The 25,602-nt window shown below is 57.7% G+C and carries 28 protein-coding genes and 1 pseudogene; 10 read left to right on the forward strand and 19 right to left on the reverse strand.

What is annotated here, in order from left to right:
- Window positions 1-98 precede the first annotated feature (98 nt).
- The gene (locus tag ACTG4M_RS05640; RefSeq protein WP_439122664.1) at window positions 99-293 is read left to right on the forward strand and encodes a hypothetical protein; all 195 of its coding nucleotides are present in this window, start codon (window positions 99-101) and stop codon (window positions 291-293) included.
- A 63-nt stretch (window positions 294-356) separates the two neighbouring features.
- Here the strand turns inward: ACTG4M_RS05640 and ACTG4M_RS05645 are convergent, their stop codons facing one another.
- The 11 genes from ACTG4M_RS05645 to ACTG4M_RS05695 all read right to left on the reverse strand — a co-directional run bounded on the left by ACTG4M_RS05645 (window position 357) and on the right by ACTG4M_RS05695 (window position 10,282).
- The gene (locus tag ACTG4M_RS05645) at window positions 357-2,543 is read right to left on the reverse strand and encodes a 3-hydroxyacyl-CoA dehydrogenase NAD-binding domain-containing protein (RefSeq protein WP_439122665.1); all 2,187 of its coding nucleotides are present in this window, start codon (window positions 2,541-2,543) and stop codon (window positions 357-359) included.
- A 38-nt stretch (window positions 2,544-2,581) separates the two neighbouring features.
- Window positions 2,582-3,061 carry a hypothetical protein gene (locus ACTG4M_RS05650; RefSeq protein ID WP_439122666.1) on the reverse strand — a complete coding sequence of 160 codons (480 nt, stop codon included), beginning with the start codon at window positions 3,059-3,061 and terminating at the stop codon, window positions 2,582-2,584.
- Window positions 3,058-3,207, reverse strand: coding sequence for a hypothetical protein (locus ACTG4M_RS05655; protein WP_439122667.1), 150 nt, complete (start codon window positions 3,205-3,207; stop codon window positions 3,058-3,060). Before ACTG4M_RS05655 ends, ACTG4M_RS05650 begins: the two co-directional genes overlap by 4 nt.
- Before the next feature lie 145 nt (window positions 3,208-3,352).
- Window positions 3,353-3,823 (reverse strand): hypothetical protein, encoded by a 471-nt coding sequence (locus ACTG4M_RS05660; RefSeq protein ID WP_439122668.1) that lies wholly within the window; start codon window positions 3,821-3,823, stop codon window positions 3,353-3,355.
- Window positions 3,824-3,827: 4 nt separating this feature from the next.
- Window positions 3,828-5,039, reverse strand: a complete 1,212-nt coding sequence (locus tag ACTG4M_RS05665; RefSeq protein ID WP_439122669.1) for an acetyl-CoA C-acetyltransferase — start codon at window positions 5,037-5,039, stop codon at window positions 3,828-3,830.
- Between the two features lie 13 nt (window positions 5,040-5,052).
- Window positions 5,053-5,691, reverse strand: a complete 639-nt coding sequence (locus ACTG4M_RS05670) for a glutathione S-transferase family protein (protein WP_439122670.1) — start codon at window positions 5,689-5,691, stop codon at window positions 5,053-5,055.
- A gap of 310 nt (window positions 5,692-6,001) precedes the next feature.
- Window positions 6,002-7,141: an acyl-CoA dehydrogenase family protein gene (locus ACTG4M_RS05675; protein WP_439122671.1), complete on the reverse strand. Its 1,140-nt coding sequence runs from the start codon at window positions 7,139-7,141 to the stop codon at window positions 6,002-6,004.
- Between the two features lie 26 nt (window positions 7,142-7,167).
- Window positions 7,168-7,380: a hypothetical protein gene (locus ACTG4M_RS05680; protein ID WP_439122672.1), complete on the reverse strand. Its 213-nt coding sequence runs from the start codon at window positions 7,378-7,380 to the stop codon at window positions 7,168-7,170.
- A 37-nt stretch (window positions 7,381-7,417) separates the two neighbouring features.
- Entirely contained in the window at window positions 7,418-9,199 is a 1,782-nt protein-coding gene (locus tag ACTG4M_RS05685; protein ID WP_439122673.1) for an acyl-CoA dehydrogenase C-terminal domain-containing protein, read from the reverse strand.
- Between the two features lie 27 nt (window positions 9,200-9,226).
- Window positions 9,227-9,631, reverse strand: coding sequence for a MerR family transcriptional regulator (locus ACTG4M_RS05690; RefSeq protein ID WP_439122674.1), 405 nt, complete (start codon window positions 9,629-9,631; stop codon window positions 9,227-9,229).
- 279 nt (window positions 9,632-9,910) lie between these two features.
- Window positions 9,911-10,282: a MerR family transcriptional regulator gene (locus ACTG4M_RS05695; protein ID WP_439122675.1), complete on the reverse strand. Its 372-nt coding sequence runs from the start codon at window positions 10,280-10,282 to the stop codon at window positions 9,911-9,913.
- A gap of 120 nt (window positions 10,283-10,402) precedes the next feature.
- On the opposite strand from ACTG4M_RS05695, the gene ACTG4M_RS05700 reads away from it, so the two are divergent.
- The 7 genes from ACTG4M_RS05700 to ACTG4M_RS05730 all read left to right on the forward strand — a co-directional run bounded on the left by ACTG4M_RS05700 (window position 10,403) and on the right by ACTG4M_RS05730 (window position 16,189).
- On the forward strand, window positions 10,403-10,825 hold the full coding sequence (locus ACTG4M_RS05700; RefSeq protein WP_439122692.1) for a PaaI family thioesterase: 423 nt from the start codon (window positions 10,403-10,405) through the stop codon (window positions 10,823-10,825).
- A 1-nt stretch (window position 10,826) separates the two neighbouring features.
- Window positions 10,827-11,357 carry a PaaI family thioesterase gene (locus ACTG4M_RS05705; RefSeq protein ID WP_439122676.1) on the forward strand — a complete coding sequence of 177 codons (531 nt, stop codon included), beginning with the start codon at window positions 10,827-10,829 and terminating at the stop codon, window positions 11,355-11,357.
- Entirely contained in the window at window positions 11,350-12,678 is a 1,329-nt protein-coding gene (locus ACTG4M_RS05710; RefSeq protein ID WP_439122677.1) for an MATE family efflux transporter, read from the forward strand. Before ACTG4M_RS05705 ends, ACTG4M_RS05710 begins: the two co-directional genes overlap by 8 nt.
- A 137-nt stretch (window positions 12,679-12,815) precedes the next feature.
- Complete coding sequence (trpB, locus tag ACTG4M_RS05715) at window positions 12,816-14,036, forward strand: tryptophan synthase subunit beta (RefSeq protein ID WP_439122678.1); 1,221 nt, start codon at window positions 12,816-12,818, stop codon at window positions 14,034-14,036.
- 241 nt (window positions 14,037-14,277) lie between these two features.
- Window positions 14,278-15,087 carry a hypothetical protein gene (locus ACTG4M_RS05720; RefSeq protein WP_439122679.1) on the forward strand — a complete coding sequence of 270 codons (810 nt, stop codon included), beginning with the start codon at window positions 14,278-14,280 and terminating at the stop codon, window positions 15,085-15,087.
- 64 nt (window positions 15,088-15,151) lie between these two features.
- On the forward strand, window positions 15,152-15,628 hold the full coding sequence (locus ACTG4M_RS05725; protein ID WP_439122680.1) for a hypothetical protein: 477 nt from the start codon (window positions 15,152-15,154) through the stop codon (window positions 15,626-15,628).
- A 30-nt stretch (window positions 15,629-15,658) separates the two neighbouring features.
- Window positions 15,659-16,189, forward strand: a complete 531-nt coding sequence (locus ACTG4M_RS05730) for a helix-turn-helix transcriptional regulator (RefSeq protein ID WP_439122681.1) — start codon at window positions 15,659-15,661, stop codon at window positions 16,187-16,189.
- Between the two features lie 6 nt (window positions 16,190-16,195).
- On the opposite strand, the gene ACTG4M_RS05735 is transcribed toward ACTG4M_RS05730, so the two are convergent.
- The 7 genes from ACTG4M_RS05735 to ACTG4M_RS05765 all read right to left on the reverse strand — a co-directional run bounded on the left by ACTG4M_RS05735 (window position 16,196) and on the right by ACTG4M_RS05765 (window position 21,812).
- On the reverse strand, window positions 16,196-16,579 hold the full coding sequence (locus tag ACTG4M_RS05735) for a DUF2237 family protein (RefSeq protein WP_439122682.1): 384 nt from the start codon (window positions 16,577-16,579) through the stop codon (window positions 16,196-16,198).
- A 35-nt stretch (window positions 16,580-16,614) separates the two neighbouring features.
- The gene (locus tag ACTG4M_RS05740; protein ID WP_439122683.1) at window positions 16,615-17,652 is read right to left on the reverse strand and encodes a DUF2332 domain-containing protein; all 1,038 of its coding nucleotides are present in this window, start codon (window positions 17,650-17,652) and stop codon (window positions 16,615-16,617) included.
- Entirely contained in the window at window positions 17,649-18,344 is a 696-nt protein-coding gene (gene pth / locus ACTG4M_RS05745) for an aminoacyl-tRNA hydrolase (RefSeq protein ID WP_439122684.1), read from the reverse strand. Before pth ends, ACTG4M_RS05740 begins: the two co-directional genes overlap by 4 nt.
- 76 nt (window positions 18,345-18,420) lie before the next feature.
- On the reverse strand, window positions 18,421-19,677 hold the full coding sequence (chrA, locus tag ACTG4M_RS05750; RefSeq protein ID WP_439122685.1) for a chromate efflux transporter: 1,257 nt from the start codon (window positions 19,675-19,677) through the stop codon (window positions 18,421-18,423).
- A 59-nt stretch (window positions 19,678-19,736) separates the two neighbouring features.
- Window positions 19,737-20,528 (reverse strand): glycoside hydrolase domain-containing protein, encoded by a 792-nt coding sequence (locus ACTG4M_RS05755; RefSeq protein ID WP_439122686.1) that lies wholly within the window; start codon window positions 20,526-20,528, stop codon window positions 19,737-19,739.
- Window positions 20,529-20,540: 12 nt separating this feature from the next.
- Window positions 20,541-20,921: a hypothetical protein gene (locus ACTG4M_RS05760; RefSeq protein WP_439122687.1), complete on the reverse strand. Its 381-nt coding sequence runs from the start codon at window positions 20,919-20,921 to the stop codon at window positions 20,541-20,543.
- A 249-nt stretch (window positions 20,922-21,170) separates the two neighbouring features.
- Window positions 21,171-21,812: a 50S ribosomal protein L25/general stress protein Ctc gene (locus ACTG4M_RS05765; RefSeq protein WP_439122688.1), complete on the reverse strand. Its 642-nt coding sequence runs from the start codon at window positions 21,810-21,812 to the stop codon at window positions 21,171-21,173.
- A gap of 99 nt (window positions 21,813-21,911) precedes the next feature.
- Between ACTG4M_RS05765 and ACTG4M_RS05770 the strand changes: the two genes are divergently transcribed.
- Window positions 21,912-23,144, forward strand: a complete 1,233-nt coding sequence (locus tag ACTG4M_RS05770; RefSeq protein ID WP_439122689.1) for an MFS transporter — start codon at window positions 21,912-21,914, stop codon at window positions 23,142-23,144.
- Window positions 23,145-23,580: 436 nt separating this feature from the next.
- Here ACTG4M_RS05770 and ACTG4M_RS05775 read toward each other — a convergent pair whose 3' ends face one another.
- Complete coding sequence (locus ACTG4M_RS05775; RefSeq protein ID WP_439122690.1) at window positions 23,581-24,747, reverse strand: alpha-hydroxy acid oxidase; 1,167 nt, start codon at window positions 24,745-24,747, stop codon at window positions 23,581-23,583.
- A gap of 151 nt (window positions 24,748-24,898) precedes the next feature.
- On the opposite strand from ACTG4M_RS05775, the pseudogene ACTG4M_RS05780 reads away from it, so the two are divergent.
- Window positions 24,899-25,602: pseudogene (locus ACTG4M_RS05780) on the forward strand (Acg family FMN-binding oxidoreductase); the annotation flags it as partial.

Here is a 25,602-nt window from a genome sequence, read left to right on the forward strand (position 1 = left end):
TGTTCAGCGTGAATCAAGACTTGGGGATTAAGCTTGATCCAACACCCGTCAGAGGTAGCCATCATTCATGGGAGGACACTTGAAAAAGGAGTTTTCCCATGTGTCTGACTGCCGAAGCCCTTGCTCTTTTCCTGAACATGATCGCAGTGCCCGAGATCACAACCGAGCCCGGACGTATCGTGGTTCACGCTGAAACCCGCGACGCACATTGGGTCGCCGTTGCAGACGAGTGGTGCACAATGGCCCCGCAGATTGACCGGATGGACCGATTTGCTGCCTTGGTAGCCGAATAAGTAGAATGCCGGGCTTCAGCCCGACATTCACAGTCACGCCGGGCAATTGCCCGGCCTACGCGATCACGCGGCCTTCGCGTCCGGCGCGAACCGTCCGTAAAAGCTCTGACCTTTTGCTGACATCTCGCGCAGCAATTCGGGGCAGGCAAAGCGGTCGCCAAATGTCTCGGTCAGCTCATCACAGCGAGCCGCTGCATATTCTGCGCCCAGCATGTCAAACCAGGACAGCGGGCCACCCGACCACGGCGCAAAGCCCCAGCCAAGGATCGCGCCAACATCGCCTTCGCGGATGTCCATCAGCACACCATCTTCCAACGCACGTACCGCTTCGAGCGATTGCACGAACAGCAACCGGTGCTGCACATCAATCAGATCGGGCTGGTCATCTGCCTCTGGGTACTGTGCTTTGACCACTTCGGACAGCCCTTGGCGCTTGCCCTTGTCGTCATAGTCGTAGAACCCGGCTTTCGATTTGCGGCCCAGACGCCCTTGCTCTTCCATCCAGAAAATCACTTCGTCCACCGCACCATCGGGATAGGCATCGCCCATCGCGGCCCGGGTGGCGCGGGCAATCTTTGCACCCAAATCAATCGAGGTTTCATCGACCAGCTGCAATGGACCCAGCGGCATGCCAACCATTTTGGCGGCGTTCTCGATCAATGCAGGGGACACGCCTTCTTTCACCATCCGAATACCTTCGTTGATATACGGAATGATGCAGCGGTTGGCGTAGAAGAACCGCGCGTCGTTCACCACGATCGGTGTCTTGCGGATCTGACGGACGAAATCCAATGCCTTGGCAACGGCACGATCGCCGGTTTTCTTACCTTTGATGATCTCGACCAACATCATCTTTTCGACCGGACTGAAGAAGTGGATGCCGACATACTGCTCGGGTCGCTTTGACGCTTTTGCTAAGTCGCTGATCGGCAGGGTCGACGTGTTGGTCGCAAAGATGCAGTCCTCGCCGATGACCTTTTCGACCTCGGCGGTTACGTCCGCCTTGATCATGGGGTCTTCGAACACCGCTTCAACGATTAGATCGCAACCAGTCAGATCATTATAATCTGTGGTTGCTGTGATCTGGGCCAGCATCGCGTCGGCCTTGTCCTGCGTGATCTTTTTGCGCGAAACGCCTTTGGCTGCGTATTCTGCGGAATAGGCTTTGCCCTTGTCCGCCGCTGCTTGATCGCGGTCGAGCAAGACAACCTCGATCCCTGCTTGCGCCGATACCAACGCAATGCCCGCGCCCATCATGCCAGCGCCCAACACGCCAACCTTTTTGACGCGCTGATCATCTACATCGTCTGGTCGAACAGCGCCTTTTTCCAGCGCACCTTTGTTGATGAACAGCGACCGGATCATCGCGGAAGACGATGGGTTCATCATCACGGACGTAAACCAACGTGCTTCGATCTTGAGGGCGGTGTCAAACGGCACCAATGCACCTTCATAGACCGCCGACAACAGCGCCTTGGCTGCCGGATAGACGCCTTTGGTTTTACCGTTGACCATTGCAGAGGCACCGACAAAGGTCATAAATCCTGCAGGGTGATAAGGTGCGCCTCCGGGCATTTTATAGCCCTTTGTTTCCCACGGCTTGACGATGTCCGCGTCGCCCGCACTCAGCACCCAGGCGCGCGCATCGGCCATAGGGTCTGCAGAGACCTCATCAATCAGCCCAGCCGCCTTGGCTTTCTTCGGATCAGACAGCTTGCCTTCCAGCAAGAAAGGTGACGCCGCCATCGCGCCCATCTTTCGCGCGACACGGGTTGTGCCACCAGCACCGGGGAAGATACCAACCATGATTTCCGGCAGACCGATCTTGGCCTTGGGGTTGTCCGCAGAAAACACGCGGTGACAGGCCAACGGAATCTCAAGACCAATACCAAGCGCCGTTCCCGGCAGCACCGCTGCAACAGGCTTGCCGCCCTTGTTGGTCTTTGCATCCATGCCCGCGCGTTCAATCTTGCGCAGCACACCGTGCATTTTCATGATCCCATCAAACACTGCCTCGGCACCGGCATCGCGCAGGGTGGCTAGCACGTTCAGGTCCATACCAGCGGCAAAATCCGCCTTGCCCGACGTGATGATGATGCCTTTCACCGCATCATCGGCCAGTGCGTCATCCACCAGATCATTTAGGGTCTGAAGACCTTCAAAGCTCAGCACGTTCATGGATTTCTCCGGAACGTCCCAAGTGATCGTGGCAACGCCTTCGGCGTCCTTGGTCAGTGTGAAATCGGTCATTCTAGCGTTTCCCTTTCGTGGGTCTTTCTGTCTGCACCTCAGCGTCGAAGTGTTTCGAGAACGCGGTGGGCTTCGGCCTGTGCGTCTGCAATATCGGGGCTGAGGCTCTCTAATTCCGTGTTCTTCATGACCGCCTGCAGCCAAACCCCTTTCCACTGGTCGTCGATTTTCATCAGAACCATGTGATTGAGATAAGGGCTGACCGCGACACCATCAGCACCAGTTGTGCTTGTCTCGTGACGGCCTGCAATCATGTCGTTGCGTCCGACAACAAAATCGGCCTCAAGACAGATGCGGGTATAGGTTTCGACCCCGTGTGACAGCAATTGGGTGCGGAAATCCGACATCACCATGTCCAGTTCCTCGGGCGAAGACATGACGATTTCCTTGTCACAGGTCGACATCATGTTCGGGATCGCGATATGGCGCATCATTTTGGGCAGATCCCCATCCATGAGCGCTTCCGAGACCGCGTCGAGGTTCTTTTGGTAGATCTTCATTGCGAGGCCGGACGTCATTTTGCACTCTCCTTGCAAAGGCAACCGGGGGACAGGGGCATTGCAAGCGACTTGGCCATGCCACGGCACATGAATGCCCCGCGAGGCGTCTGGATGCGGGCACCTTTGCCGGTCACATCCGCTTTGTCAGATATCACATTGCTCATTGTTCGCTCCGGCCCGCCTTCGGGCTGTGGTTCGGTGCCACGTCTGTCATGGGTCGCCTCTTTCTGTTTGCTGGGGATTACTCCTTTTAGGTAACGGTTCGTTTTCGAATGTATAAAGCTTTGGGTTGTATGTGATGAGCGGCAATCATCCCATGCCTTTGATCTCGGATGGAAATGCGTCTGGCATAATTGCGTCTGGCAACCCGCCTGCGTCGAGCGGTATCGCGTAATTCGCCGTGGCAATCCGCCAGTGTTGCCCGCACCGCAGCAGTGTCGACTGAACCGCAAAGGGTTGGTTGGCAAGCACTCCATTCGAAAAAAGCTGCGTCACCGCCGTGGCAAGTATGTTGTGCGGCGTCACGAATTCGGCAGAGATCAATTGGCGGGCAATATTGTCCACCTCCAGCCGCTGGAACTCTGCCTGCATCCGGTCAAACAGCATGCGCAGGTCTTCTTCGGTTTCCAGAACAGCAAATCCCTGCAGTGTCACATGCTCATGCGGCAACATGAACGCTCGCGCAAACAGCGTGAAATCATTCGCGAAATAGGCTGCCTTTGTCATATCAAGCAACGCGTAACCTATCTCGTAGGCCGTTCTATGATCGTTGCCGGACACGGACCTAGACGCGTTCAATGATTGTAGCGGCCCCCATGCCCGAGGCGATGCACAACGTGGCAAGGCCTGTGCCTTTGCCCGTGCGTTCTAACTCGTCCAACAGTGTGCCGATGATGATCGCGCCGGTTGCCCCCAGCGGGTGACCCATGGCGATCGACCCACCGTTCACGTTCACCTTGTCAGTGTCTACGTCGAAGGCTTGCATGAAGCGCAGTACAACCGATGCGAAGGCTTCGTTCACTTCGAAAAGGTCAATATCGCTGATGCTCATACCGGTGTCCGCAAGGATTTTCTCGGTCACAGGAACTGGCCCGGTCAGCATGATGGTCGGATCAGTGCCGATTTTGGCGGTGGCCCTAATTCGCGCGCGAGGTTTCAGTCCCCATTTCTCGCCGAATTCTTTGTTGCCGATCAAAACGCCCGCAGCGCCGTCAACGATGCCAGACGAATTGCCGGCATGGTGGATGTGATTTATCCGCTCCAGATGCGGATACTTCATAAGCGCAATGGCATCGAATCCGGGCATCACTTCGCCCATCTGCTGAAACGACGGGTTCAGCGCGCCAAGGCTCTGCATATCCGTGGTCGGGCGCATGTATTCGTCATGATCGAGGATTGGCAAACCATTCTGGTCGCGCACAGTCAGCATCGACTTGGCAAAGCGATTGTCATCCCACGCCGCCTTGGCACGCCGTTGGCTTTCGACCGCCAGACTGTCCGCGTCATCGCGGCTGAAGCCATATTCCGTCGCGATAATGTCAGCCGAAATCCCCTGTGGAACGAAATAGGTCTCCATCGCAACAGACGGATCGACGGCAATTGCCGCCCCATCGCTGCCCATCGCCACACGGCCCATCATCTCGACCCCGCCGGCGATATAGGCTTCACCCGCGCCACCGCGCACCTGGTTGGCGGCCAGGTTCACCGCTTCCATGCCTGACGCACAGAACCGGTTGATCGCGAGTCCGGGAATGGATTGATCAAGCCCCGAGGCCAAGACGGCAGTGCGCGCAAGGCAACCGCCCTGTTCGCCCACTTGCGTGACATTGCCCCAGATCACGTCTTCGAACGCATGACCCTCAAGCCCGTTTCGGTCCTTCACAGCGTCCAGCACCTGCGCCGACAGCCGTACCGATGTCACCTCATGCAAGCTGCCGTCCTTGCGGCCCTTGCCTCGTGGTGTGCGAACGGCGTCGTAGATATACGCTTCAGTCATTCTGTTCTCCGTCTCAGGCCCGATCCGCAGGGGATCCGGGCATCAAATCGTATGGGTGTTTCCAGCCGGGCAGGGCTTCGATGCCTGAAAGCCAGCGGTCGATATTGGGCCAGTCCGCACGGTTGAACCCGAACGGCTCGGGGTAAAAAAGGTAACCGCAACACGAGATATCGGCATTTGTGATCCCGTCACCAATAATCCAGTCGCGCCCCTCGAGATGTGCATTGAGCACGTCATACGCTGCGCTTAGCCGGCCCTGCATGAACTTGATCACCTCATTGGGCCGCTTGTCCTCTGGCAGGAAGTTCATCAAGAACCGCGTCATTCCAGCTTGTGACGACAGCTTGTGATTGTCCCAGAACACCCACCGCATCACCTCGCGCGCCTCTTCTGGGGTCGCCCCACCGAATTTGCCTGATGTCTCGGATACATACATCTGAATCACACCGGATTGAGTTAGCCGCACGTCGCCGTCGACCAATACGGGCGCCTCGCCCATCGGATTAATGTCGGCGCGATACTCCGGTGTACGGGTCTCACCGCCAAAGAAATCCACCTTCACTGGTTTCCAATCGAGGCCGCTGAGTTCCAGCGCAAGGGCTGCCTTGTAGGCGTTGCCGCTTTCGCCAAAGCAATAGAGTTGGATGGTCATGGTGTCTGGTCCTCGACATTCGGTTCTTGCCGGATAAGACAGGATGCCTCCGGCAGGAGTTTATCCGGCAAGATGAAGCTGGAATCGGTCTCTTCTTTACGACCCGTTAAGGTTAACTGCCCCACATTAGGTATACATGGCAGACTGGAGAGTTGAGCCATGTGCAAGGTGAAGCCACGCCGACAGTGCCTGAGGCCGCGTGGTAAAGAGGCCAACTGGCGGGGTGGAGCTTGTCGCGCTCCTTCATCTTGCCAGATAAACTCCCGCCGGAGGCATTCCGCATTCTCCGTTTGCACGACCTCTCGATGCATCAAAGCGCCCTCGCAATCAGTTCTTTCATGATCTCGTTCGTACCGCCATAGATCCGCTGAACACGCGCATCAGCCCACATTTCAGCAACGGCGTATTCCTGCATATAGCCATAGCCACCATGCAGCTGCACACATTCATCAAGCACTTCGCCCTGCGTGTCCGACAGCCAGTATTTCGCCATCGCGGCCTTCTCAACCGTCAGTTCGCCTCGCAAGTGCTCTTCCATGCAATTGTCTAGAAACGCGCGCGCCACAGTGGTCTTGGTCTTGCATTCCGCCAGCTTGAAGCGGGTATTCTGGAACTGAGTCAGCGGCCCGCCAAACGCTTCGCGTTCCTTGCAATAGGTGATGGTGCGCGCAACCGCGCCTTCCATCGCGCCAACAGCGCCACAGCCGATGATGAGGCGTTCTTGCGGCAACTGCTTCATCATTTGATAGAAACCTTGGCCTTCCTCGCCGCCAAGCAGGTTCTCCGGCGCAATCTCGACATTGTCAAAAAACAGCTCTGAGGTATCCGCAGCGTGGCATCCGATCTTTTCGAGATTACGCCCGCGCTGAAAGCCCTCTGCGCCGTCAGTTTCCACGACGACCAAAGACGTTCCTTTGGATCCGAGCGACGGATCAGTCTTGGCCGCGACGATGATGAGGTTGGCATGCTGGCCGTTGGTTATGAAGGTCTTTTGTCCCGACAGTTTGTAGGCGTTGCCGTCCTTGACCGCACGGGTCTTGAGACCCTGCACATCTGACCCACCAGAGGGTTCGGTCATTGCCAGGGCGCCGACCAGTTCGCCCGTGACCATTTTCGGCAGCCAGCGTTTCTTTTGCTCTTCCGTGCCATAGGCCAGGACATAATGCGCAACGATGCCGGAATGGATGCCATGGCCCCAAGACGCCAGATTGGCGCGGCCCGCTTCCATCAGGATCACAGCCTCATGGCCGAAGTCGCCACCAACCCCGCCGTATTCTTCCGGCACGGACGGGCAGAGCAATCCAAGCTCTCCAGCCTGTTGCCATGTCTCCGGGTCCATCTGACCTTGTTTGCGCCATGTGTCATACAAAGGCTGCCACTCGGTCTCGATAAATTTCGCGGTCATCTCGGCGAGCATGGCGTGCTCGTCGGTCATCCAGCTTGATCGCATGTGGCTCCCCTCCCGGACCTGATGCGTTATCTCTTGCGCGCCTCGAGCTCTGCATTGAACAGCCTGAGCCGGTGTCCCAGCGCCTCGGAATCCGTGACGCTGTCGAAGTTCTCAAAAAGGAATGACAGGGCCTCACCTTCGTCCAAACCCGCATCGTCGGCAAACCGTTTAAGGCGGCGATAACCGTCTTCTGTCATGGCCGCCGGAAAGCGGCGGGTCAGGCGAAAGCGTTTCGGCATGTCATCCCTTTTAGGATGGGTCTGTCACCCACCTTGTTTAGAAGTTTGCGGCCTCCAGTGCCATCACAGGGTCGGCCCCGGTTTCGATCCGGGCCAGGTGCATTTTGGTCGCCGGAAGCTGTCGTGCCATGTAGTAGCGCCCGGTGGCCAGCTTTGTCTCGTAGAACGCCACGTCCGATGCACCGTCTGTCAAAGCTTTAGAGGCTGCAAGCCCCATCCGCGCCCACATGTAGCCAAGGCAGACATGGCCAAACATATGCATGAAGTCATAGGACCCCGCCAAAGCGTTGTTCGGGTTCTTCATACCATTTTGCATGAAGTACATCGCCGCCGCTTGCAGATCCTTGGAGGCCGATTTCAAGGGGTCAAGAAACTCGCGGTCGAACGCCTCGTCTTGCCCCTTAGCTTCAGCAGCAAACGTCTTGATCATGTCAAAGAACGCCATGACATGCTTGCCGCCATCCTGCGCCAACTTGCGGCCCACGAGATCAAGTGCCTGAATGCCGTTGGCACCTTCGTAGATCATGGCGATCCGGGCGTCGCGAGCGAATTGGGACATTCCCCATTCTTCGATGTAGCCGTGCCCGCCATAAACCTGCTGGGCGTTCACCGCCATCTCGAAGCCCTTGTCTGTCTGGAACCCTTTGATGATCGGGGTCAGCAAGGAAATCAGGCCATCGGCGGTCGCGTCATCGTTTTTATGTGCCCGGTCGATCAGATAAGACCCCCAATAGGTGAAGGCACGCGCACCTTCGACAAAGCTCTTCTGGTCCATCAGATTGCGCCGAATATCGGGGTGCACGATAATTGGGTCAGCGGATTTCTCGGGCGCCTTGGCGCCTGTCACATCCCGCCCCTGAAGCCGGTCATTCGCATAGGCTACGGCGTTCTGATAGGCCACTTCCGCCTGTGCATAGCCCTGCAAGCCAACGCCAACGCGCGCTTCGTTCATCATCGTGAACATCGCACGCATACCCTTATGCGCCTCACCCACAAGATAGCCCGTCGCGTCGTCATAGTTCATCACACAGGTCGCGTTGCCGTGGATGCCCATCTTCTCTTCGATCTTACCGACGGACACGCCGTTGCGGTCGCCCAAAGTGCCATCATCGTTGACGATGAATTTCGGTACGATGAAAAGCGACACCCCTTTGATGCCGTCCGGTCCACCGGGGATTTTCGCCAGAACGAGGTGAATGATATTCTCGGCCATGTCGTGATCGCCAGCCGAGATAAAGATCTTTTGACCCGTCACCTTGTAGCTGCCGTCGTCCTGAGGGACTGCCTTGGTGCGCATCATACCCAGATCTGTGCCGCAATGCGGTTCTGTCAGGTTCATGGTGCCCGTCCATTCGCAGGTCGTCATCTTGGGCAGGTAGGTCTGTTTTTGATCGTCCGAGCCATGGATATAGATCGCCGAATAAGCCCCATGCGTCAGGCCTTGATACATTTGGAACGCCATGTTGGCGGATACAAATGGCTCCTGCGCGGCGGTCTGCATGATATAGGGCAGACCCTGGCCGCCATATTCCGGATCGCAATCAAGCGCGGTCCAACCGCCATCGCGCATCTGGTCGAATGCCTCTTTGAATCCGGCTGGTGTGCGCACCACGCCGTTCTCCAGAGTACATCCTTCGGTATCGCCAACCGCGTTGAGAGGCATCAACACCTCAGAGGCCAGCTTGCCTGCTTCTTCGATCACCGCGCCTGTGAAATCACGGTCAAGCTCGTTGTAACCCGGAATGTCCTGTTCCGAAGCGTTCAGAACATCTTGCAGAATGAACTGCATGTCTTTCAGAGGGGCGGTATAGCTTGGCATTGCGGGTCTCCCTAAAGCGGCTGTGGGTTATTCAGCGGCGCGTTTTGTCTGATCCATTGATGCGAGCATTTTCTCGCCCCAACGCATCTGTTCCTTAAGTTCGTCAATGGCCTCGGTCAGTTCATCACGCTGCGCTTCCATGTCTGAAAGGCGCTGTTGTGCGATCTCGTAGGTGCGGGCCAACTGTGTCTGCTGCTGGTCACCCATATGATAGAGGTCCAGAAGCTGGCGAATTTCTTCAAGGCTGAACCCAAAGCGTTTGCCGCGCAGAATCAGTTTAAGGCGTGCGCGGTCACGCTTGGTGAACAGTCGTTTCTGGCCTTCGCGGATCGGAAAAATCAGTTCCTTGGCTTCATAGAACCGCAAGGTGCGTGGCGTTACGTCGAACACGTCGCACATTTCCCTGATCGTCATGATGCGGTCGTCGGTCATTTCATCATCCTTTTCGGTGCTGTCATGGCATCGAAATGCGAAGGCTGAGGTCTTCTTACAATGGGAATTTACGTTGACGTAACTCAGACGCCACGTCACTTTTGCGTTGACGTAAGATCAGGCAACGTCAGCCGCCTTTGGTCGAAATATTCTTTCAAAGCGCTTTGAGCGCACCATGAGCGGCAGGTCAGGTATTCCATACCCTGTGCTTGGTCCAAGGCCAGATCGACTCAGGTCATCCGAGATTCAACACTTCGCCACGCGGCCAAAAGAACGGTGTTAGCCGTCGAGCGTCTTGGCGGTGTCGTTGCGCAATGTCTGCAATTCGGTGATCGCGTCGTCCAGCTGCTTGCGCTGCTCGTCCAGCTCGGACAGTTGCCGGTCGGCCAGCTCGATCCATGCGCGCATCTGCGCTTGGGTGCCCTCGTTTTCGTAGATCAAGAGCCACTGACGGATGTCTTCAAGCTGAAATCCAAACTTTCGGCCTCGCAGGATCAACGTCATCCGCGCGACCTCTTTGGGGCCATAAAACCGCGATCGTCCTTCGCGTTCAGGCTGCAAGAGTTCGATATACTCGTAGTATCGCAATGTGCGCGGCGTCACATCGAACTTCGCGCACATGTCTTTGAAACTCAGACGCTGGTCGGTCATATTGTCCCCTTCTCCCAGCCTGACCATAAAAGCGACCCTCGGTAAGGGCAACCACAGCGTGCCATGTCTGGCATCACAGCGGATTCCAGCGTAAACGAAGGCAAAGGACAAGGGACGCATATGACCGCCGACAAAGCCAAGATCGCGCGCCAGTTTATCCAGACCATCCCACATTCCCAGGCGCTGGGTATGCAGATTACAGCGCTGGAAGACGGCATGGCCGAAATTACCATGCCCTATGATGAACGCTTTATCGGCGACCCCAAAACGCGGGTGATTCACGGTGGCGCGGTGTCGGCATTGATGGACACGTGCGGCGGTGCCGCAGTGATGAGCCACCCGGATGCCCCCGCAGGTACCGCGACGATCGACCTGCGCATCGACTACATGCGCGCTGCAACCCCGGGTCAGGCCATCACAGCACGGGCCGAGGTCTATCACATCACCCGTTCGGTCGCCTTTGTCCGCGCTACCGCATGCGACGCCGATACAGACCGCCCCGTCGCCACCGCCACCGGCGCCTTCACCGTGGAGGGCCGCTGACATGGCACGCAAAGCCCCCGAACCTGTACAGGTTGTCAAACAACGCCGCGATGCCGCGCTGAATGCGCTGGTCAGCGGTGTGCCGTATATCAACTTCATGGGCATCAGCTTTGACCGGCGCGGCGATGAATTGACGGGCCTTCTGTCCTTTGATGACAAGCTGATCGGAAACCCGATGCTGCCCGCAATCCACGGCGGCGTCACGGCGGCCTTTCTCGAAGTGACGGCGGTCATCTCGCTCAGTTGGGCCTATATCTGGGAAGACTTTGAAAGCGGCAGCTTGGATGTCGAGGCGATGGCAGCAGGAGACCTGCCCCGCCTGCCCAAGACAATCGATTTTACCGTCGACTACCTGCGCTCCGGACTGCCGCGCGACGCCTATGCTCGCGCTACGATCACCCGTGCCGGGCGGAGATACGCATCGGTGCAGGCTGTCGCGTGGCAAGATAATCGGGACCGGCCTTTCGCGCAGGCAACAGCACATTTCTTGATGCCAAGGCCCGACCAAACGTCCGATTCATCCAGTGACTGACACGGCCATAGCGCCGCAAAGCATCACCAACCGGCGCGTTCTGAACATCGCGCTGCCGATTGTGCTGTCCAATGTGACGATCCCGATCTTGGGCGCGGTGGACACGGGCGTCGTCGGCCAGATGGGCGAAGCCGCCCCAATCGGTGCGGTTGGTCTGGGCGCGATCGTCCTGTCGGCTCTTTACTGGGTGTTCGGCTTTTTGCGCATGGGCACCACCGGGCTGGCTGCACAGGCACTGGGACAGGGCGATCGCGCCGAGGTCGCGGCGCTGCTCACCCGTGCCCTGATGATCGGCTTCATCGCCGGATCTTTGATTATCATATTGCAAAGCCCATTGATCTGGGCGTCCTTTTACCTCGCCCCGGCCAGCGATGAGGTGGAAACACTGGCCAGCGGGTATATGGCGATCCGGATCTGGTCGGCCCCGGCAGCTATCGCGATCATTGGCATCACGGGTTGGCTCATCGCGCAGGAACGCACCCGTGCTGTATTGGTGCTTCAGTTCTGGATGAACGGGGTCAATGTCGCGCTGAATTTCCTGTTTGTGCTGGGCTTTGACTGGGGCGTGAACGGTGTGGCCTTTGCGACCTTCCTCGCCGAATGGAGCGGGCTGGCGATGGGACTTTATCTGTGCCGCGCTGCCTTCAAAGTGCCCGATTGGCGCAACTGGGCGCGGGTCTTTGAGCGCGCCAAACTGGTCCGCATGGCACAGGTCAATTCCGATATCCTGATCCGGTCGCTGCTGCTCGAGGCGATTTTCTTGTCCTTCATATTCCTTGCTGCTGATTTCGGAGATGTGACGCTGGCGGCCAATCAGGTGCTGTTGCAGTTCCTCTATATCACCGCCTATGCGCTGGATGGCTTCGCGTTTGCTGCTGAAACGCTTGTCGGGCAAGCAGCAGGTGCAAAGGCCCGTGCAACTCTGCGCCGTGCAGCTTTGGTGGTGAGCAGGCTGGCGCTGGCCAGCGCGTTCTTGCTTGGCCTGGGATTCTGGCTCTTTGGTGCGCCATTGGTTGATCTGATGGCCAAGAACACCGACGTGCAAAGCGCTGCGCGCACCTATCTGGCATGGATGGCACTGGCCCCGGTGCTGGCGGTGGGGTCGTTCCTGCTGGACGGCATCTTTGTCGGAGCGACGCGCACAGCAGATATGCGCAACATGATGGTGCTCTCTGCCGCCATCTATGCGACCGCCGCACTTGTGTTGGTGCCGACCTATGGCAATCACGGCTTGTGGGCGGCGCTGCTGATCTCATTCGTGGCACGCGGCCTTACTCTTGGCGCACGCTATCCGGCGCTTGAAAGGGCGGTTGAGGATTAAGCAGCCAAAATGCTGATTTGATGGTTTGGTATGGCTTCCAAAACGTCGCCCGAAAGCCTCTATTCAAAGGCGCTTGCCCTTGCTCATCCCGCACCACCCCGCTACCTGTGTCGCGTTCGACAAGAGAGGCGCGCGCGATGAACGATCTATTCAACAGTTTCATGACCGGTCCTGACGAAAAAGGCCGCTTTGGCATTTTCGGTGGGCGGTTCGTGTCCGAAACCCTGATGCCGCTCATCCTTGAACTGGAAGAGCAGTACGAGCGCGCCAAGACCGACGACAGTTTCTGGTCTGAAATGAACTTCCTCTGGAAGCACTATGTCGGCCGTCCGTCGCCGCTTTATCACGCCGAACGCCTGAGCGAACGCTTGGGTGGTGCGAAAATCTACATGAAGCGCGACGAGCTGAACCACACCGGCGCGCACAAGATCAACAACGTGCTGGGCCAGATCATCCTTGCCCGCCGCATGGGCAAAACCCGCATCATCGCGGAAACTGGCGCGGGCCAGCACGGTGTGGCAACCGCCACGGTCTGTGCCAAGTTCGGTCTAAAATGCGTCGTCTACATGGGCGCACATGACGTCGAACGCCAGGCTCCCAACGTGTTCCGCATGCGTCTTCTTGGTGCCGAAGTGATCCCGGTCACATCCGGCCGCGGCACGCTGAAGGACGCGATGAACGACGCGCTGCGCGATTGGGTCACCAATGTGCGCGACACGTTCTATTGCATCGGCACCGTCGCTGGTCCGCACCCGTACCCGGCGATGGTTCGCGATTTTCAGGCCATCATCGGCAAGGAAACCCGCGACCAGATGCACGAGGCCGAGGGCCGTCTGCCGGATACCATCATCGCGGCCATCGGTGGCGGGTCAAACGCAATGGGCCTGTTTTATCCGTTCCTCGACGATAAAGAGGTCGACATTATTGGCGTCGAAGCAGGCGGCAAAGGTGTGAACGCCAAAATGGAGCATTGCGCTTCACTTACTGGCGGACGCCCCGGCGTGCTGCATGGCAACCGGACATATCTCTTGCAAGACGACGATGGCCAGATCCTTGAAGGGTTCAGCATTTCGGCAGGACTCGACTATCCAGGCATCGGACCAGAACACGCATGGCTGCACGAAATTGGTCGTGCGCAATATGTGTCGATCACCGACAAAGAAGCGCTTGAGGCGTTCCAGCTGTGTTGTGAGATGGAGGGCATTATCCCGGCGCTCGAACCCAGCCACGCGCTTGCCCATGTGATGAAGATCGCGCCGGACCTTCCCAAGGATCACATCATCTGCATGAACATGTGCGGACGCGGCGATAAGGACATCTTTACCGTCGCCAAACACCTCGGATTCGATATGGGCTAAACGCGCATCGCATAAACCTTCGGTCTAATCCCTAATTTCAAACCCCTTGTGCCTTTGGTTCGAGGGGTTTTTTGTTGGGCTCGAACCGCAAGGGTCCGCCTAAACCATGGTTTAGACGCATGGAGCGGCGGTTTATGGACCCCTCCCTAAACCGTCTGCAAATATCATCGCGACATCCAAGGGGTCAGTGTTGTTGGTGTCTGCAGCATGGCAGGCCCAATGGACACGAAAGGACTTAACCGTGAAAAAGACAGTGATGACCGCCGTATTCGCCACACTGACAGGCACCATGGTGTTTGCACAATCCGCCACCGATCAGATCGTCAATGACCTGAAAGGGCAGGGGTTTGATCGCATCGAGATCGACAATGGTATCGACCAGATCAAAGCCGAAGCGATCCGCGGCACCCAAAAGCTCGAAGTGGTGTATGACCGCGCCACCGGCAACATCCTCAAGCAAGAGGTCGAACGCGTCGACTCAGACGACGATACGCGCCCCGGTATCGAAATCCGCAACCGCGACCGGAACTTTGTTGATGTTGCCCGCGGGTCGGACAATTCCGGCCTCGGAACTGGAGTGGTCTCTACAAACCTGCCCGATGGATACACCGACACGGATCAGCTTGTCAGCGATCTTCAGGCGCAGGGTTTCACCCGGATCGAGGTCAAAAATGGTCTGACCCAAACCAAGGTCGAAGCCGTCCGTGGTACCGAAAAAGTCGAGACAGTGTTTGATCGGGCTACAGGTGCCGTGATCGAGCAAGAGATTGAACGCGTCGATTCTGACGATGACACCGCCCCCGGCGTATCCATTCGCGACCGCAATCGCGATTTTGCAGATGTTGGTCGCTCTGATGATGACGACGATGACGATGATCGTCGTGGGGGCCGGGACGATGATGATGACGATGACCACCGTGGCGGCCGCGACGATGACGATGATGACGATCGGGATGATGACCGCGACGATGACGATGACGATGACGACGACGATGATGATGACAAAGACAGTGACGATGATGACGACGATGATGATAATGACGACGACTGATACGTCTGATACCTAACTGGAAGAGGGGTCCGCCGCATTGGTGGGTCCCTCTTGGAGACTGAGAATGAAACGAAGACAGGTTCTGGCAAGCCTCTTGGCGACTGCCGCTTTTCCAGCGACGGCTTTTGCCCAGACAGCCCAAGATCAAGTGATCGACCAGTTAAAACGGCAAGGGTACCATAGGATCACCATTGGCCGCACTCTGCTTGGCCGGACACGGATCGTGGCCACAGGCGGGCGGGGACGTCGTGAAATCATTCTTAACCCATCGACCGGGGCAATCCTGCGCGACTATGTCGACCGCTCGGACAGCGATGACGACGCCGACGACCGTCGCGATGACAACCTTAACGACGACCAAGACGATGATCGCGACGACAACCGTGATGATGATCGCGATGATGGCCAAGACGACGATCGCGATGACGACCGGGATGATGACCGAGATGACGATCGCGACGATGACAGTGATGACGACAACGATGACGACAGCGGTGGGGATGACGACGACAGCGGCGGCGGGGATGACGATGACGATTGATCGGTCCCCCCATTCGGCATCGGCCGTCCTGTGAAGGTTTGGTTGATCCTAATCCCGCTCGGGGTGCTGCAGTTCGCCAGCGGTCTGTTCCTGTTGTGGGATATCCTAGGCACTGTCCTTGGTCTTGCGTCGTCACCGATTGCGTGGGTGTATTACGAACTGGCGCAGATTGGTGCCGTGATCGGTCTGATCCTTGGAATGGTGGTCAGCGCAACCCTTATGGTGCGATCGCTTCGCCGCCAACGCGCAGCAGAGCAAAGCCTGCGCCTTGCCTCAGGGGCCTTTATGGACGTACTGGAAGAACGTTTTTCAGATTGGGAACTGACTCCCGCTGAACGGGATGTGGCACTGTTTTCAATCAAGGGCCTGAGCACGGCCGACATTGCGGGCTTGCGCAATACCTCTGAAGGCACGGTCAAGGCGCAAACCAACGCGATTTATCGCAAGGCTGGGGTGTCGGGCCGCCCACAATTGCTCAGCCTCTTTATCGACGAATTGATGACCGATCCCATTGCTTTGCCGAAGCCAGAGCCGATGCCCCAAATCGAAAAGGCGTCGTGAACGGGGTCAGGCCTCGGACGCCTTGATGTCATACTGCTCAAGCACACGCATCGGCACAATGTCCAACGCGCGCTTGTGCGTGGCCGCAAGATTGACCATCGGCGCGCAGCCTTCATCATGCGCTTGCAGGAACCGTGATGCACATAGGCACCATTGATCCCCGGGCTTCAGCCCGGGAAAGCGAAACTGCGGCACCGGCGTGCTCAGATCATTGCCGACGTATTTGGAATAAGCGAGGAACTCTGCAGTCATCACAGCGCAGACCGTATGGCTTCCCTGATCGGCGGCGCATGTGTTGCAATGACCATCCCGGAAAAACCCAGTGAGCGGGTCAGTCGAGCATTGCTCCAACGGGTCACCCATCACGTTGATTGCGTCTTCTGGTTCCATTCTGGCCTCCTGTGATGCGGTGGTTTCAACGAAACCTAGGTGGGATGGTCCGCCCAATCCACCCAGCGGCCATGAAAATCTGCACGACCAAAGCTGATGTGATGATCGCCGGGCCAAAGCCGTGCGGTGACAGCGGCCCCTTGGGTCTTGGAATCTGCCTCCATCCGCAGCCATGCTAGCGGGGTTTCGGGCGTGGCCTTTGCGCCCGCCGCTTCGATCAGGGCGGTGCCTTTGATTTTGCGGTCGGTCGGGAAATATTGCCATGCCACAGTGTGAAAGATCAGGTGCATCTGCCCGGTTGGTGCGGATGTCAGGCGTTTTTCGAGCCAATCAACTGCATCCGCGCAATCCACCTCTGCCATGCACGCCTTGATCGCCGCGTCGGTCAGCGCAAGTCGGTGATCCTGATCGGCCCACAGATAGGCACGCAGGCGCAGTGCATGGCCCGGATCATGTGGGTCCAGTGGATTGAGGTCGACACCCCGCCTGTCCGTCACTTCAAAAGGTGCATTCACCGGGGCAGGCCCTGCCCAGTCTGGCTTTAGCGTCAAAGTAGGCTCCCGCGGCCCACGCTGCGTCGCGCCGACATTCAGCGGGTAATGGTCGAACATCAGGTTCAGACCAGCACTTGCACCCAATTCCGAAAGGTAGACCCTCGGCACATCAGTTCGATGCACCAAAGCATGTGCGCCTGCGACCAACACAGCTGACCTGCGCACTTCGTTGGTCTGCGGCGGCGACGTGATCCAGTCGATCAAGAATGCTTCATGCTCTGCCAAAGCATCGCTTAACGCCGACTTGAGATGACCGTCAGATACCACATGCGGTGGATAGGCCGCGATCAACGTGGCGTCTGCCTTAGTAAGAACCAAAGCGTGCAGGCCCGACGCCAATCGAAGCGGCAGGGAATGTCCCTTGGGGCCGATATCTCCGTCAAATCCCTGTAAAGCCATGTCGAGAGCCGACCCAACCGGCCAAATCTCGGCCAGCATGGGCAACATCCGCGCCATGAATGGAGAGTCGAGGGCGGCACAATGACCAGCCTGATCGTAGAGCGCCTGCGAAAGCGTCACCGAAACCGGTCCACCAGTTTTTGCAACGGGTTGCGGGTGTCCGGGTCTGGCTTTGTCGCGGGTTCTGGTTCGGGCTTTGGCACATCCGCCTTTTTCGCTTTGGCTGGCGATGTGGACGACCGCGGCGGGGACACTCTTAGGGCCACCGCATTCATGAACTTGCCGGCATCGCCATCCGCCAAATGCGGCGCACCATCCGCGATCCCGCGCAGCAGATCATCCAGCCAATCGTCATCCGCTTTGGGGAAATCATGCAGCACATAGCCTGCCACAGCATCCTTGTGGCCGGGATGCCCGATCCCCAACCGTACACGACCATAGGCGTCCCCGATATGTCCGTGGATCGACCGCAAGCCATTATGCCCCGCATGCCCGCCGCCCTGTTTGACGCGGCATTTGCCGGGGGCGAGGTCCAGCTCATCATGGAAAACGGTCACATCACCGGGTTCGAGTTTATAGAACTGCATCGCTGCCTGCACCGACTGGCCGGACCGGTTCATGAACGTGCCGGGCTTGAGCAGCAGCACCTTGTCGGCACCCAAACGCCCTTCTGTTACCTCGCCCTGAAACTTGGATTTCCAAGGGGCAAAGCCATGATCGGACGCGATCTGATCCATCGCCATAAAGCCGATATTGTGCCGGTTCCGCGCGTATTTCGCGCCGGGATTTCCCAGACCCACAAATAGTTTCATCGCTGGTGGTGCTCCATCGTGTGACGCGCTTGTCCCTCTCTAGGCGAAACTGTTGCCAAGGGCAAAAGCCCGCTGGTCAAATCTGCGCCAAGACCAGCGATGAAATTGCTGAGATGCCCAACACCCAGCCAATCGGCAGATGTGCACGTAACAACAGGCTGGCCGACAATGCGATCAACACCAAGGCGGCCCAGTTCAGTGTGGCCAACTCCGGCACCCAAAGCCGCATGATGCCGACTTGTGTTTCTGCCACCGTGCCGAACACCACATGCAAGGCAAACCAAAGCGACAGGTTCAGGATGACCCCCACAACCGCTGCCGTGATCGCACGAAGTGCGCCGTTCAGGCGTGGCTGAGCAGAGATCCAATCGATGTATGGCGCACCAATAAAGATCCACAGAAAGCAGGGAACGAACGTCACCCATAGGGTCATCATCCCGCCGGCCACCGCTAACCCGTAACCGCCTTCACGAAATGCGGCCAAAGTGCCGACGAATTGCGTCACAAGGATCAACGGGCCGGGCGTTGTTTCGGCCAATCCCAATCCGTCCATCATCTCGGTCGGGGTCAGCCATCCGTATTGACCCACCACGTCCTGCGCCATGTAGGCCAGCACCGCGTATGCGCCGCCAAAGGTCACCACGGCAAGCTTGGAGAAGAAGAGAGCGATCTCGGTCAGGATGGTGCCACCGAAGAGTGCATCCACCACCAGCACTGGCAGGCCCCAGATTGCCAGTCCCAAACCTATGATGGTCAGGCTACGGGTCGCGGATACCGATACGGGCGTCACCGTTTCCGTGTCCAACGCATGTGCCATGACAGCGCCGTATAGCCCGGCGAGCAGAACGATGATCGGAAACGGCACAGCAAAGAAGAAGATCGCAACAAAGGCCACACCGGCCAGCACCCAATGCGCTGTCCCATCCAACGCGCGTTTTGAGACCTTGATAAGTGCCTCGACCACGATCACCACGGCCACCGCCTGTACCCCCAGAAACAGCGTGCTCACCAACGGCAGGTTGCCATAAGTCACATAAAGTAGCGCCAGTACAAAGATCACCGCCGCCCCGGGCAACACGAAGAGAAGCCCCGCGATGAGCCCGCCCAGAATGCCGTGCAACCGCCAACCAGCATAAGTCGCCAGCTGCATCGCCTCGGGTCCGGGCAGCAACATGCAAAAGCTCAGCGCATTCAGGAACTGTTTTTCTGTCAGCCAATCGCGCTCATCCACCAACATCCGGTGCATCAATGCAATCTGCGCGGCTGGTCCGCCAAAGGAGAGCACGCCGATACGCAGGAAGGCCGAAACCAACTGTGGCAGGGTCGGTGACATTCAGACGGTGTCTCTGATCAGCGTGTCAGGGGCATGACACTCTGACACTTAATGTCCCATCATTCACAGGATTGCGCGTTGCGTTTTGCGGTCGCAAAGATCCAGTCAGGTTTGTAGCCGAAATGCGCTGTCAGGTTACCATGCCATGTCCAGCCATCGAATTCGCCGTCGTCATCCACATCGACCTGGATCAGGTTGTCCGTCGCCTCGCCCACACGCGCGGCATTGGCAAAATCGATCTTGGGGGGCACCCGTATGGCTTTCCCGCCTTTGCATTGCGTTTTGCTCAACACGTCTGACGCAGAGGAGGTTTTATCGCGGCGCACCACTGCGTCACCGTCGCAGGCAAACCGCCGCGTGGCAAAGATGTCAAAGGTCCGTCCTTCATCCACAATATGGCTTTGCCCGGCACGCCACAGGCCAACATCGGCGTCCTGAAACATGTTCTGCACATTGGTATCGAGCGGCAACCCATGGCGACACCCCGATCCGGTGCTGCCGAACCATTCCCGGTCAACCTGGTTCTGGAAAAGGTGCCAGTCGCCAGAGCGATGGAATTCACTGGTGCGCGAGAAGGCGCGCGAGGCCGAGATCCATGAATACTCGATGAGCCCTGCATTGCGCAGGATTTGGTGCGCATGGCCGCTGCCATAGGCGCCCGTTTTGTAGCCAGCAGAGTCCATGCGTGCTTTGACCACTCGGAAATAGCGCGTCATCAGGTCGATGGTTTCGACATCGCCATCTGTAAAGTTGAAATCGACTCCGAAATAGATCGCACTGCCGCGCGGCTGGCCCAGCTCTTGTGCCTGAGAGATCGCTGCCTGCACATCAAGCTCGGCCTCTTGCTCCACACTGCGGCTGGCTCAGGTCCAGTTGCAATTGGCGTCGGGCAGGGCTTTGCCATCCCGATTCTGACCACGAAACTTGTTCGGCGTGTTGCTGTAATATTGGTAAACCGAAAGCACAGCAAAGCCCTTGGCGAACATCTGCGCAATCTCGCTATTGGGGTCGCTGGGCCGTCCCTGATTGATCAACCGCTTTTGCGTCAGTCCGTATTCCGGCTGATCACACCGCGCATAATAACGTCCGATCACCGTCACACCACGCTCTTTCAGGCGGTCCAGATAGGGGCGTGTGTCGTAGGCCGTGTCGATAATGGCCACGCGGGTTTCGGCGATTGCAGGTTGGACACTGACAAACGCAGTTAAAACCAAGGTGAAAGTGAGTGTAGCAAATCTGAACACGGGCAAACCCCGACTATCGGTACATGAATGATCCGCAGTATAGGGCACCCATTAGTATAGGGCACCCATTTAAATCTGGCGACCTGTTTGAACAACGCGCAACGGGGCGGCGCAAATACCCTGATCGGCATTTCAAAAAACTGTGCTAACCGGGCTTTGACACACCGCTTATTAGGCAATCAGCGTGGCCTAAACGAAAACGGCCCCGCCCAAAGGGCGAGGCCGTTCTAACCATACGGTCAGGCAAGATCAGTCTTCGGACTGCTCAGTTGCCGGAACGTCGCCAGCATCGGTTTCATCTGCGTCGTCAGCGGCGCGCAGGCCCGACGGTGCGGAGATGTTCGCGATCACGAAGTCACGGTCGATGGTCGGCTTGGTGCCTTGCGGCAACGTGATCGCCGAGATGGTGACCGTGTCGCCGATGTCCAGACCTGTCAGGTCCACAGTCAGTTTTTCGGGAATGTCACCCGCCGTCACGACCAGTTCAACCTCAGGGCGGACCGCGTTCATAACGCCACCCTTTTTCAGGCCGGGCGCGTCAGCTTCGTTGATGAATTCAACCGGGATAAACAGGTTGATCTTCGATGTCCGGCGCAGGCGCATCAGGTCCACGTGGGTTGGCAGGTCCTTGACTACATCACGCTGGATGTCGCGGCAGATCACCCGAACGTCTTCGTGTCCTTCAACCTTGAGGTTGAACAGCGTCGCTTTGAAACGGCCCTTGCGCAGGCGTGCCAACAGAACGTTGAACGGAAGGTTGATCGGCAACGGGTCGTTGTCACCACCAAAAACAATGCCCGGAACCATGCCGTCGCGGCGTGCCTGACGAGCGGCGCCCTTGCCTGTCCCCGTCCGTTCCAGAGCTACGAGATCAGGAATCTCACCAGCCATGATATTTCTCCAAATTGTAAGGGCAGGGTGCCTCCAAGGCTGTCACCCCGCGTGAAGCGTGCGCGATAGACTGGATTCTTCCTCAAGACAAGACACAAGGTGGCAGTTTTCATCCAAAAACCGACCTTTGTGGGCTGGACCGATGCGCCGCCCCGTGGCACTGGCACCAGCATGAACCTTTTGCGTGATCTTTACATCAGTCGTGGAGCCGCCGCAGGCTTTGCTGCCGTGGGCGTGTTCTGGGGCAGTTTCGCAGCCCTCGTGCCAGTGATCAAGCCGCAGGTCGGGCTGTCAGACGGCCAGTTTGGCGTGGCGTTGCTGATCACTTCGATCGGCGCTGTGATGGCGATGTGGCTGGCGCCTTTGGCCGAACGCGCGCTGGGCCTGCGGGCGCTGGGCGTGCTGACTGCGATGCTGGCGGTTGCCACTCTGTTGCCGGGGCAAACCACAACCGGCGTGACCTTTACGCTCGCCATGCTCTGCGTGACCATGGCGTCGGGTACGCTCGACGTTGCGATGAATGCGCGGGTCAGTGCGCTTGAGGCACAGGTGGGGCGCAGCCTGATGAACCTGAATCATGCAGTTTTTTCGGTGGCCTATGCGATTTGCGCGCTGTCCACAGGTTTCGCCCGAGAGGCCGGTTATGGCCCTGGTGCCATTCTTACTGGTTCGGCGGTTCTGATGGGCCTGTTGATGCTTCAGGCCCTTGCCGCACCCATCGCGGATGCCGAACACGAAGCCGACGATGTTGTGGTCGCGCCGCTGCCTTGGACGTTGCTGTTGCCGGGCGGCATGATCATCCTCATCGCGTTTATGTCTGAACAAGCAACCGAAGGCTGGTCTGCACTCTACCTTGAACGCAACCTGGGCGCAGGGGCTGCACAAGGCGCCTTGGGTCCGGCATTGCTGGGAATCACGATGGCCGTGGGCCGTTTGGCCGGTCAGATCGTCGCCAACCGAGTATCCGAAAAAATGGTGATCCGTTGGGCGTCGATGACTGCCGGGATCGGAGGCTGCATCGCTGCTATGGCTCCCACACTGGCTGTGGCCTATTTGGGATTTTCCATCCTCGGACTGGGCGTGTCGGTCATGGCACCAATGGCCTATGCGTGGATCGGGCGTATGGTGCCGAACCGCTATCGCAGCCACGCGATCTCGCGGATCTCAGTTGTAGGCTATGCTGGGTTCTTCATTGGCCCGCCTCTGATGGGGTTTCTGTCCGAAGGGTTCGGACTGTCGACGTCGTTTTTTGTAATCGGGGTGTTATTGTTCAGCGTCACGCTGTTGCTGTTGCCGGTCCTGTCGCGCTTTGCCAATCTGCGCGCTGGCTAAAGCGGGCCTGAAATTTCGGAAACTCGGGTCAGAGCCGTCGACAACTCTGCTGCGACCAGTCGCAAGGTTTTCGCAACGCACGTCCTCTTTTCCGATCGTTAACCCACGCAGGCACATACCCTTACCCACAAAGCGCTTTGAGCGGGAAGGGTCACTCCCATGCCGCGACAGTTGAACTGATACACTCTCTGACGCCTGAAAAGGCCGACCATGAGAAACCGGTTTCACGCAGGCCCAAATGGGCACAGGTCACGGGGCAACCCGCAAAACAAGAGATGTGTCAGGCCCAAAGGGCGGCGCCGCTTTTTTAGACATCGTATCTGAACCTTGGGCAAAGACCCAAGGATCACATCCCACAAAGATCCTCGGGCCCAGCCCAGGGATCAAGGCGAAGCATGCCAAAAGGCTTGCCGATTCATGAATTGAATAGCTTTACCTATTCCGCCCAATCGCCGGAAAACCCTTTCGGGATCATGAGGATGTCGCGGTCCAACGCGTTCACATCCGTGCGGCCGCACAGGCCCATCGACACTTCGAGTTCCTTGTGGATCACGTTCAGCGCGTCTGTCACGCCCTGTTGCCCCTTGGCACCCAATCCATACACATACGCCCTACCGATATAGGTGCCCTTGGCCCCCATGGCGATGGCCTTAAGCACGTCTTGGCCGGATCGAATTCCACTATCGAGGTGTACTTCGATCTTGTCACCCACCGCATCCATAATTGCTTCAAGCGCGCGGATTGAAGACAGCGCGCCGTCCAATTGGCGGCCGCCATGGTTCGACACAATGATCGCATCCGCGCCCACGTTCAGCGCTTCCAAAGCATCGCGGGGATCAATGATGCCCTTGATGATCAGCGGCCCGTCCCACATCTTGCGAAACTGCCTGATACGATCCCAGTTCAGCGACTGGTCGAACGCTTGTGCGGTCCAGGACGACAGCGACGATGGGTCTTTGACACCTTTCGCATGGCCCACGATATTGCCAAAGAACCGCCGCTTGGTCTGGAGCATGCCCAAACCCCATTGCACTTTGGTCATCATGTTTGCGACCGATGCAGGCGTCAGCTTGGGTGGGGCGCTCAATCCGTTTTTGAGATCTTTATGGCGTTGACCAAGCAGTTGCAGATCGACCGTAATAATTGCTGCGGAACACTTGGCATCTTTGGCCCGGTCGAACAGGCGCTGCATGAAGTCGTCGTCCTTGAGCGTGTAGACTTGCATCCAGAATGGCTTGGATGTGTTCTCGGCCACGTCTTCGATCGAACAGATCGACATGGTGCTCAGGCTGTAGGGCACCCCGAATTTCTCGGCTGCCTTGGCTGCTTTGATCTCACCATCGAAATGCTGCATCCCCGTCAGGCCGACCGGGGCAAGCGCAACAGGCATCAACACATCTTGACCGATCATCTGGCTGGCGGTTTTGCGGCCCTCCATGTCGATCGCCACGCGCTGGCGCAGGTAGATCTTGTCGAAATCTGATGAATTTTCGCGAAAGGTCTGTTCTGTCCAGCTGCCGGATTCCGTGTAGTCGAAAAACATCTTTGGCACCCTGCGTTTGTAGATGCGGCGGAGGTCTTCGATTTCGGTGATCACGGGCATGAGTCGGCCTTTCCGTCATATTGGTTAGTTTTCTTTACCAGTCTCATCAGAATCGCGCAACGCGGCATTTTTGTCGGGAGTTTTGAGAATGAGAGGTTGAATGGTTCGATTTCGTACTAAATGATACGATATCGAACAAATGGAGATTCTGATGGCTTATTCTCGTCGCAAAACACTCGGATTGATTGGAGGCGGCGCTGTGGTTGCAGCAGCATCTGGTCTTGGCCTTTTCGCCGCCACCCGCACACCTGGCACCGCTCTCGCTCCTTGGGACATTGCGGGCCAGTATCCTGATCCTCGTTTGCGGGCGCTGTCCTATGCCTTGCTCGCACCCAATCCGCATAATCGCCAACCTTGGGAGGCAGAATTAATCGGGGACGATATGGTGCACATCTGGCGCGACCCGGCACGCAACCTGCCAGTTACCGATCCCCACGCGCGCCAACTGACCATCGGCATGGGCTGCTTTCTGGATCTGATGCGCATGGCCGCCGCCGAAGAGGGATACGCAATTGACCAGACGCTGTTCCCCAATGGTGACGATGGCCCTGTTGCGGTGTGCCGGTTCGTACCTGGTGCTGCACAGCCCGATCCGTTGTTTCGGCATGTGATGAACCGGCGTTCGCACAAAGAGGTGTTTCTGGATCGTACCCTTGATCCTACTGCGTTGGGCGCGATTGCCACCCACGTCGATGTGATCGCACTGAACGCCGAGGCTGCCGCACTCCGTGATTTGGCTTCAGAGGCGTGGTTGATCGAAGCGCAAACGCCGGAAGCGTGGAAGGAGAGCATTGATCTGTTGCGGATCGGCAAAGTGGAAATCAATGCCCAGCCAGATGGGATCGACCTTGGCGG

The organism is Marivita sp. (assembly GCF_965656765.1).
Lineage (GTDB): Bacteria > Pseudomonadota > Alphaproteobacteria > Rhodobacterales > Rhodobacteraceae > Marivita.

Excerpts from the sequence above, each read along its gene's own strand:
- ACTG4M_RS05640 (WP_439122664.1), top strand. The coding sequence starts at position 99 with ATGTGTCTGACTGCCGAAGCCCTTGCTCTTTTCCTGAACATGATCGCA.
- ACTG4M_RS05645 (WP_439122665.1), bottom strand. The coding sequence starts at position 2,543 with ATGACCGATTTCACACTGACCAAGGACGCCGAAGGCGTTGCCACGATC.
- ACTG4M_RS05650 (WP_439122666.1), bottom strand. The coding sequence starts at position 3,061 with ATGACGTCCGGCCTCGCAATGAAGATCTACCAAAAGAACCTCGACGCG.
- ACTG4M_RS05655 (WP_439122667.1), bottom strand. The coding sequence starts at position 3,207 with ATGAGCAATGTGATATCTGACAAAGCGGATGTGACCGGCAAAGGTGCC.
- ACTG4M_RS05665 (WP_439122669.1), bottom strand. The coding sequence starts at position 5,039 with ATGACTGAAGCGTATATCTACGACGCCGTTCGCACACCACGAGGCAAG.
- ACTG4M_RS05670 (WP_439122670.1), bottom strand. The coding sequence starts at position 5,691 with ATGACCATCCAACTCTATTGCTTTGGCGAAAGCGGCAACGCCTACAAG.
- ACTG4M_RS05675 (WP_439122671.1), bottom strand. The coding sequence starts at position 7,141 with ATGCGATCAAGCTGGATGACCGACGAGCACGCCATGCTCGCCGAGATG.
- ACTG4M_RS05680 (WP_439122672.1), bottom strand. The coding sequence starts at position 7,380 with ATGCCGAAACGCTTTCGCCTGACCCGCCGCTTTCCGGCGGCCATGACA.
- ACTG4M_RS05685 (WP_439122673.1), bottom strand. The coding sequence starts at position 9,199 with ATGCCAAGCTATACCGCCCCTCTGAAAGACATGCAGTTCATTCTGCAA.
- ACTG4M_RS05690 (WP_439122674.1), bottom strand. The coding sequence starts at position 9,631 with ATGACCGACGACCGCATCATGACGATCAGGGAAATGTGCGACGTGTTC.
- ACTG4M_RS05695 (WP_439122675.1), bottom strand. The coding sequence starts at position 10,282 with ATGACCGACCAGCGTCTGAGTTTCAAAGACATGTGCGCGAAGTTCGAT.
- ACTG4M_RS05700 (WP_439122692.1), top strand. The coding sequence starts at position 10,403 with ATGACCGCCGACAAAGCCAAGATCGCGCGCCAGTTTATCCAGACCATC.
- ACTG4M_RS05705 (WP_439122676.1), top strand. The coding sequence starts at position 10,827 with ATGGCACGCAAAGCCCCCGAACCTGTACAGGTTGTCAAACAACGCCGC.
- trpB (WP_439122678.1), top strand. The coding sequence starts at position 12,816 with ATGAACGATCTATTCAACAGTTTCATGACCGGTCCTGACGAAAAAGGC.
- ACTG4M_RS05725 (WP_439122680.1), top strand. The coding sequence starts at position 15,152 with ATGAAACGAAGACAGGTTCTGGCAAGCCTCTTGGCGACTGCCGCTTTT.
- ACTG4M_RS05735 (WP_439122682.1), bottom strand. The coding sequence starts at position 16,579 with ATGGAACCAGAAGACGCAATCAACGTGATGGGTGACCCGTTGGAGCAA.
- pth (WP_439122684.1), bottom strand. The coding sequence starts at position 18,344 with ATGAAACTATTTGTGGGTCTGGGAAATCCCGGCGCGAAATACGCGCGG.
- chrA (WP_439122685.1), bottom strand. The coding sequence starts at position 19,677 with ATGTCACCGACCCTGCCACAGTTGGTTTCGGCCTTCCTGCGTATCGGC.
- ACTG4M_RS05765 (WP_439122688.1), bottom strand. The coding sequence starts at position 21,812 with ATGGCTGGTGAGATTCCTGATCTCGTAGCTCTGGAACGGACGGGGACA.
- ACTG4M_RS05775 (WP_439122690.1), bottom strand. The coding sequence starts at position 24,747 with ATGCCCGTGATCACCGAAATCGAAGACCTCCGCCGCATCTACAAACGC.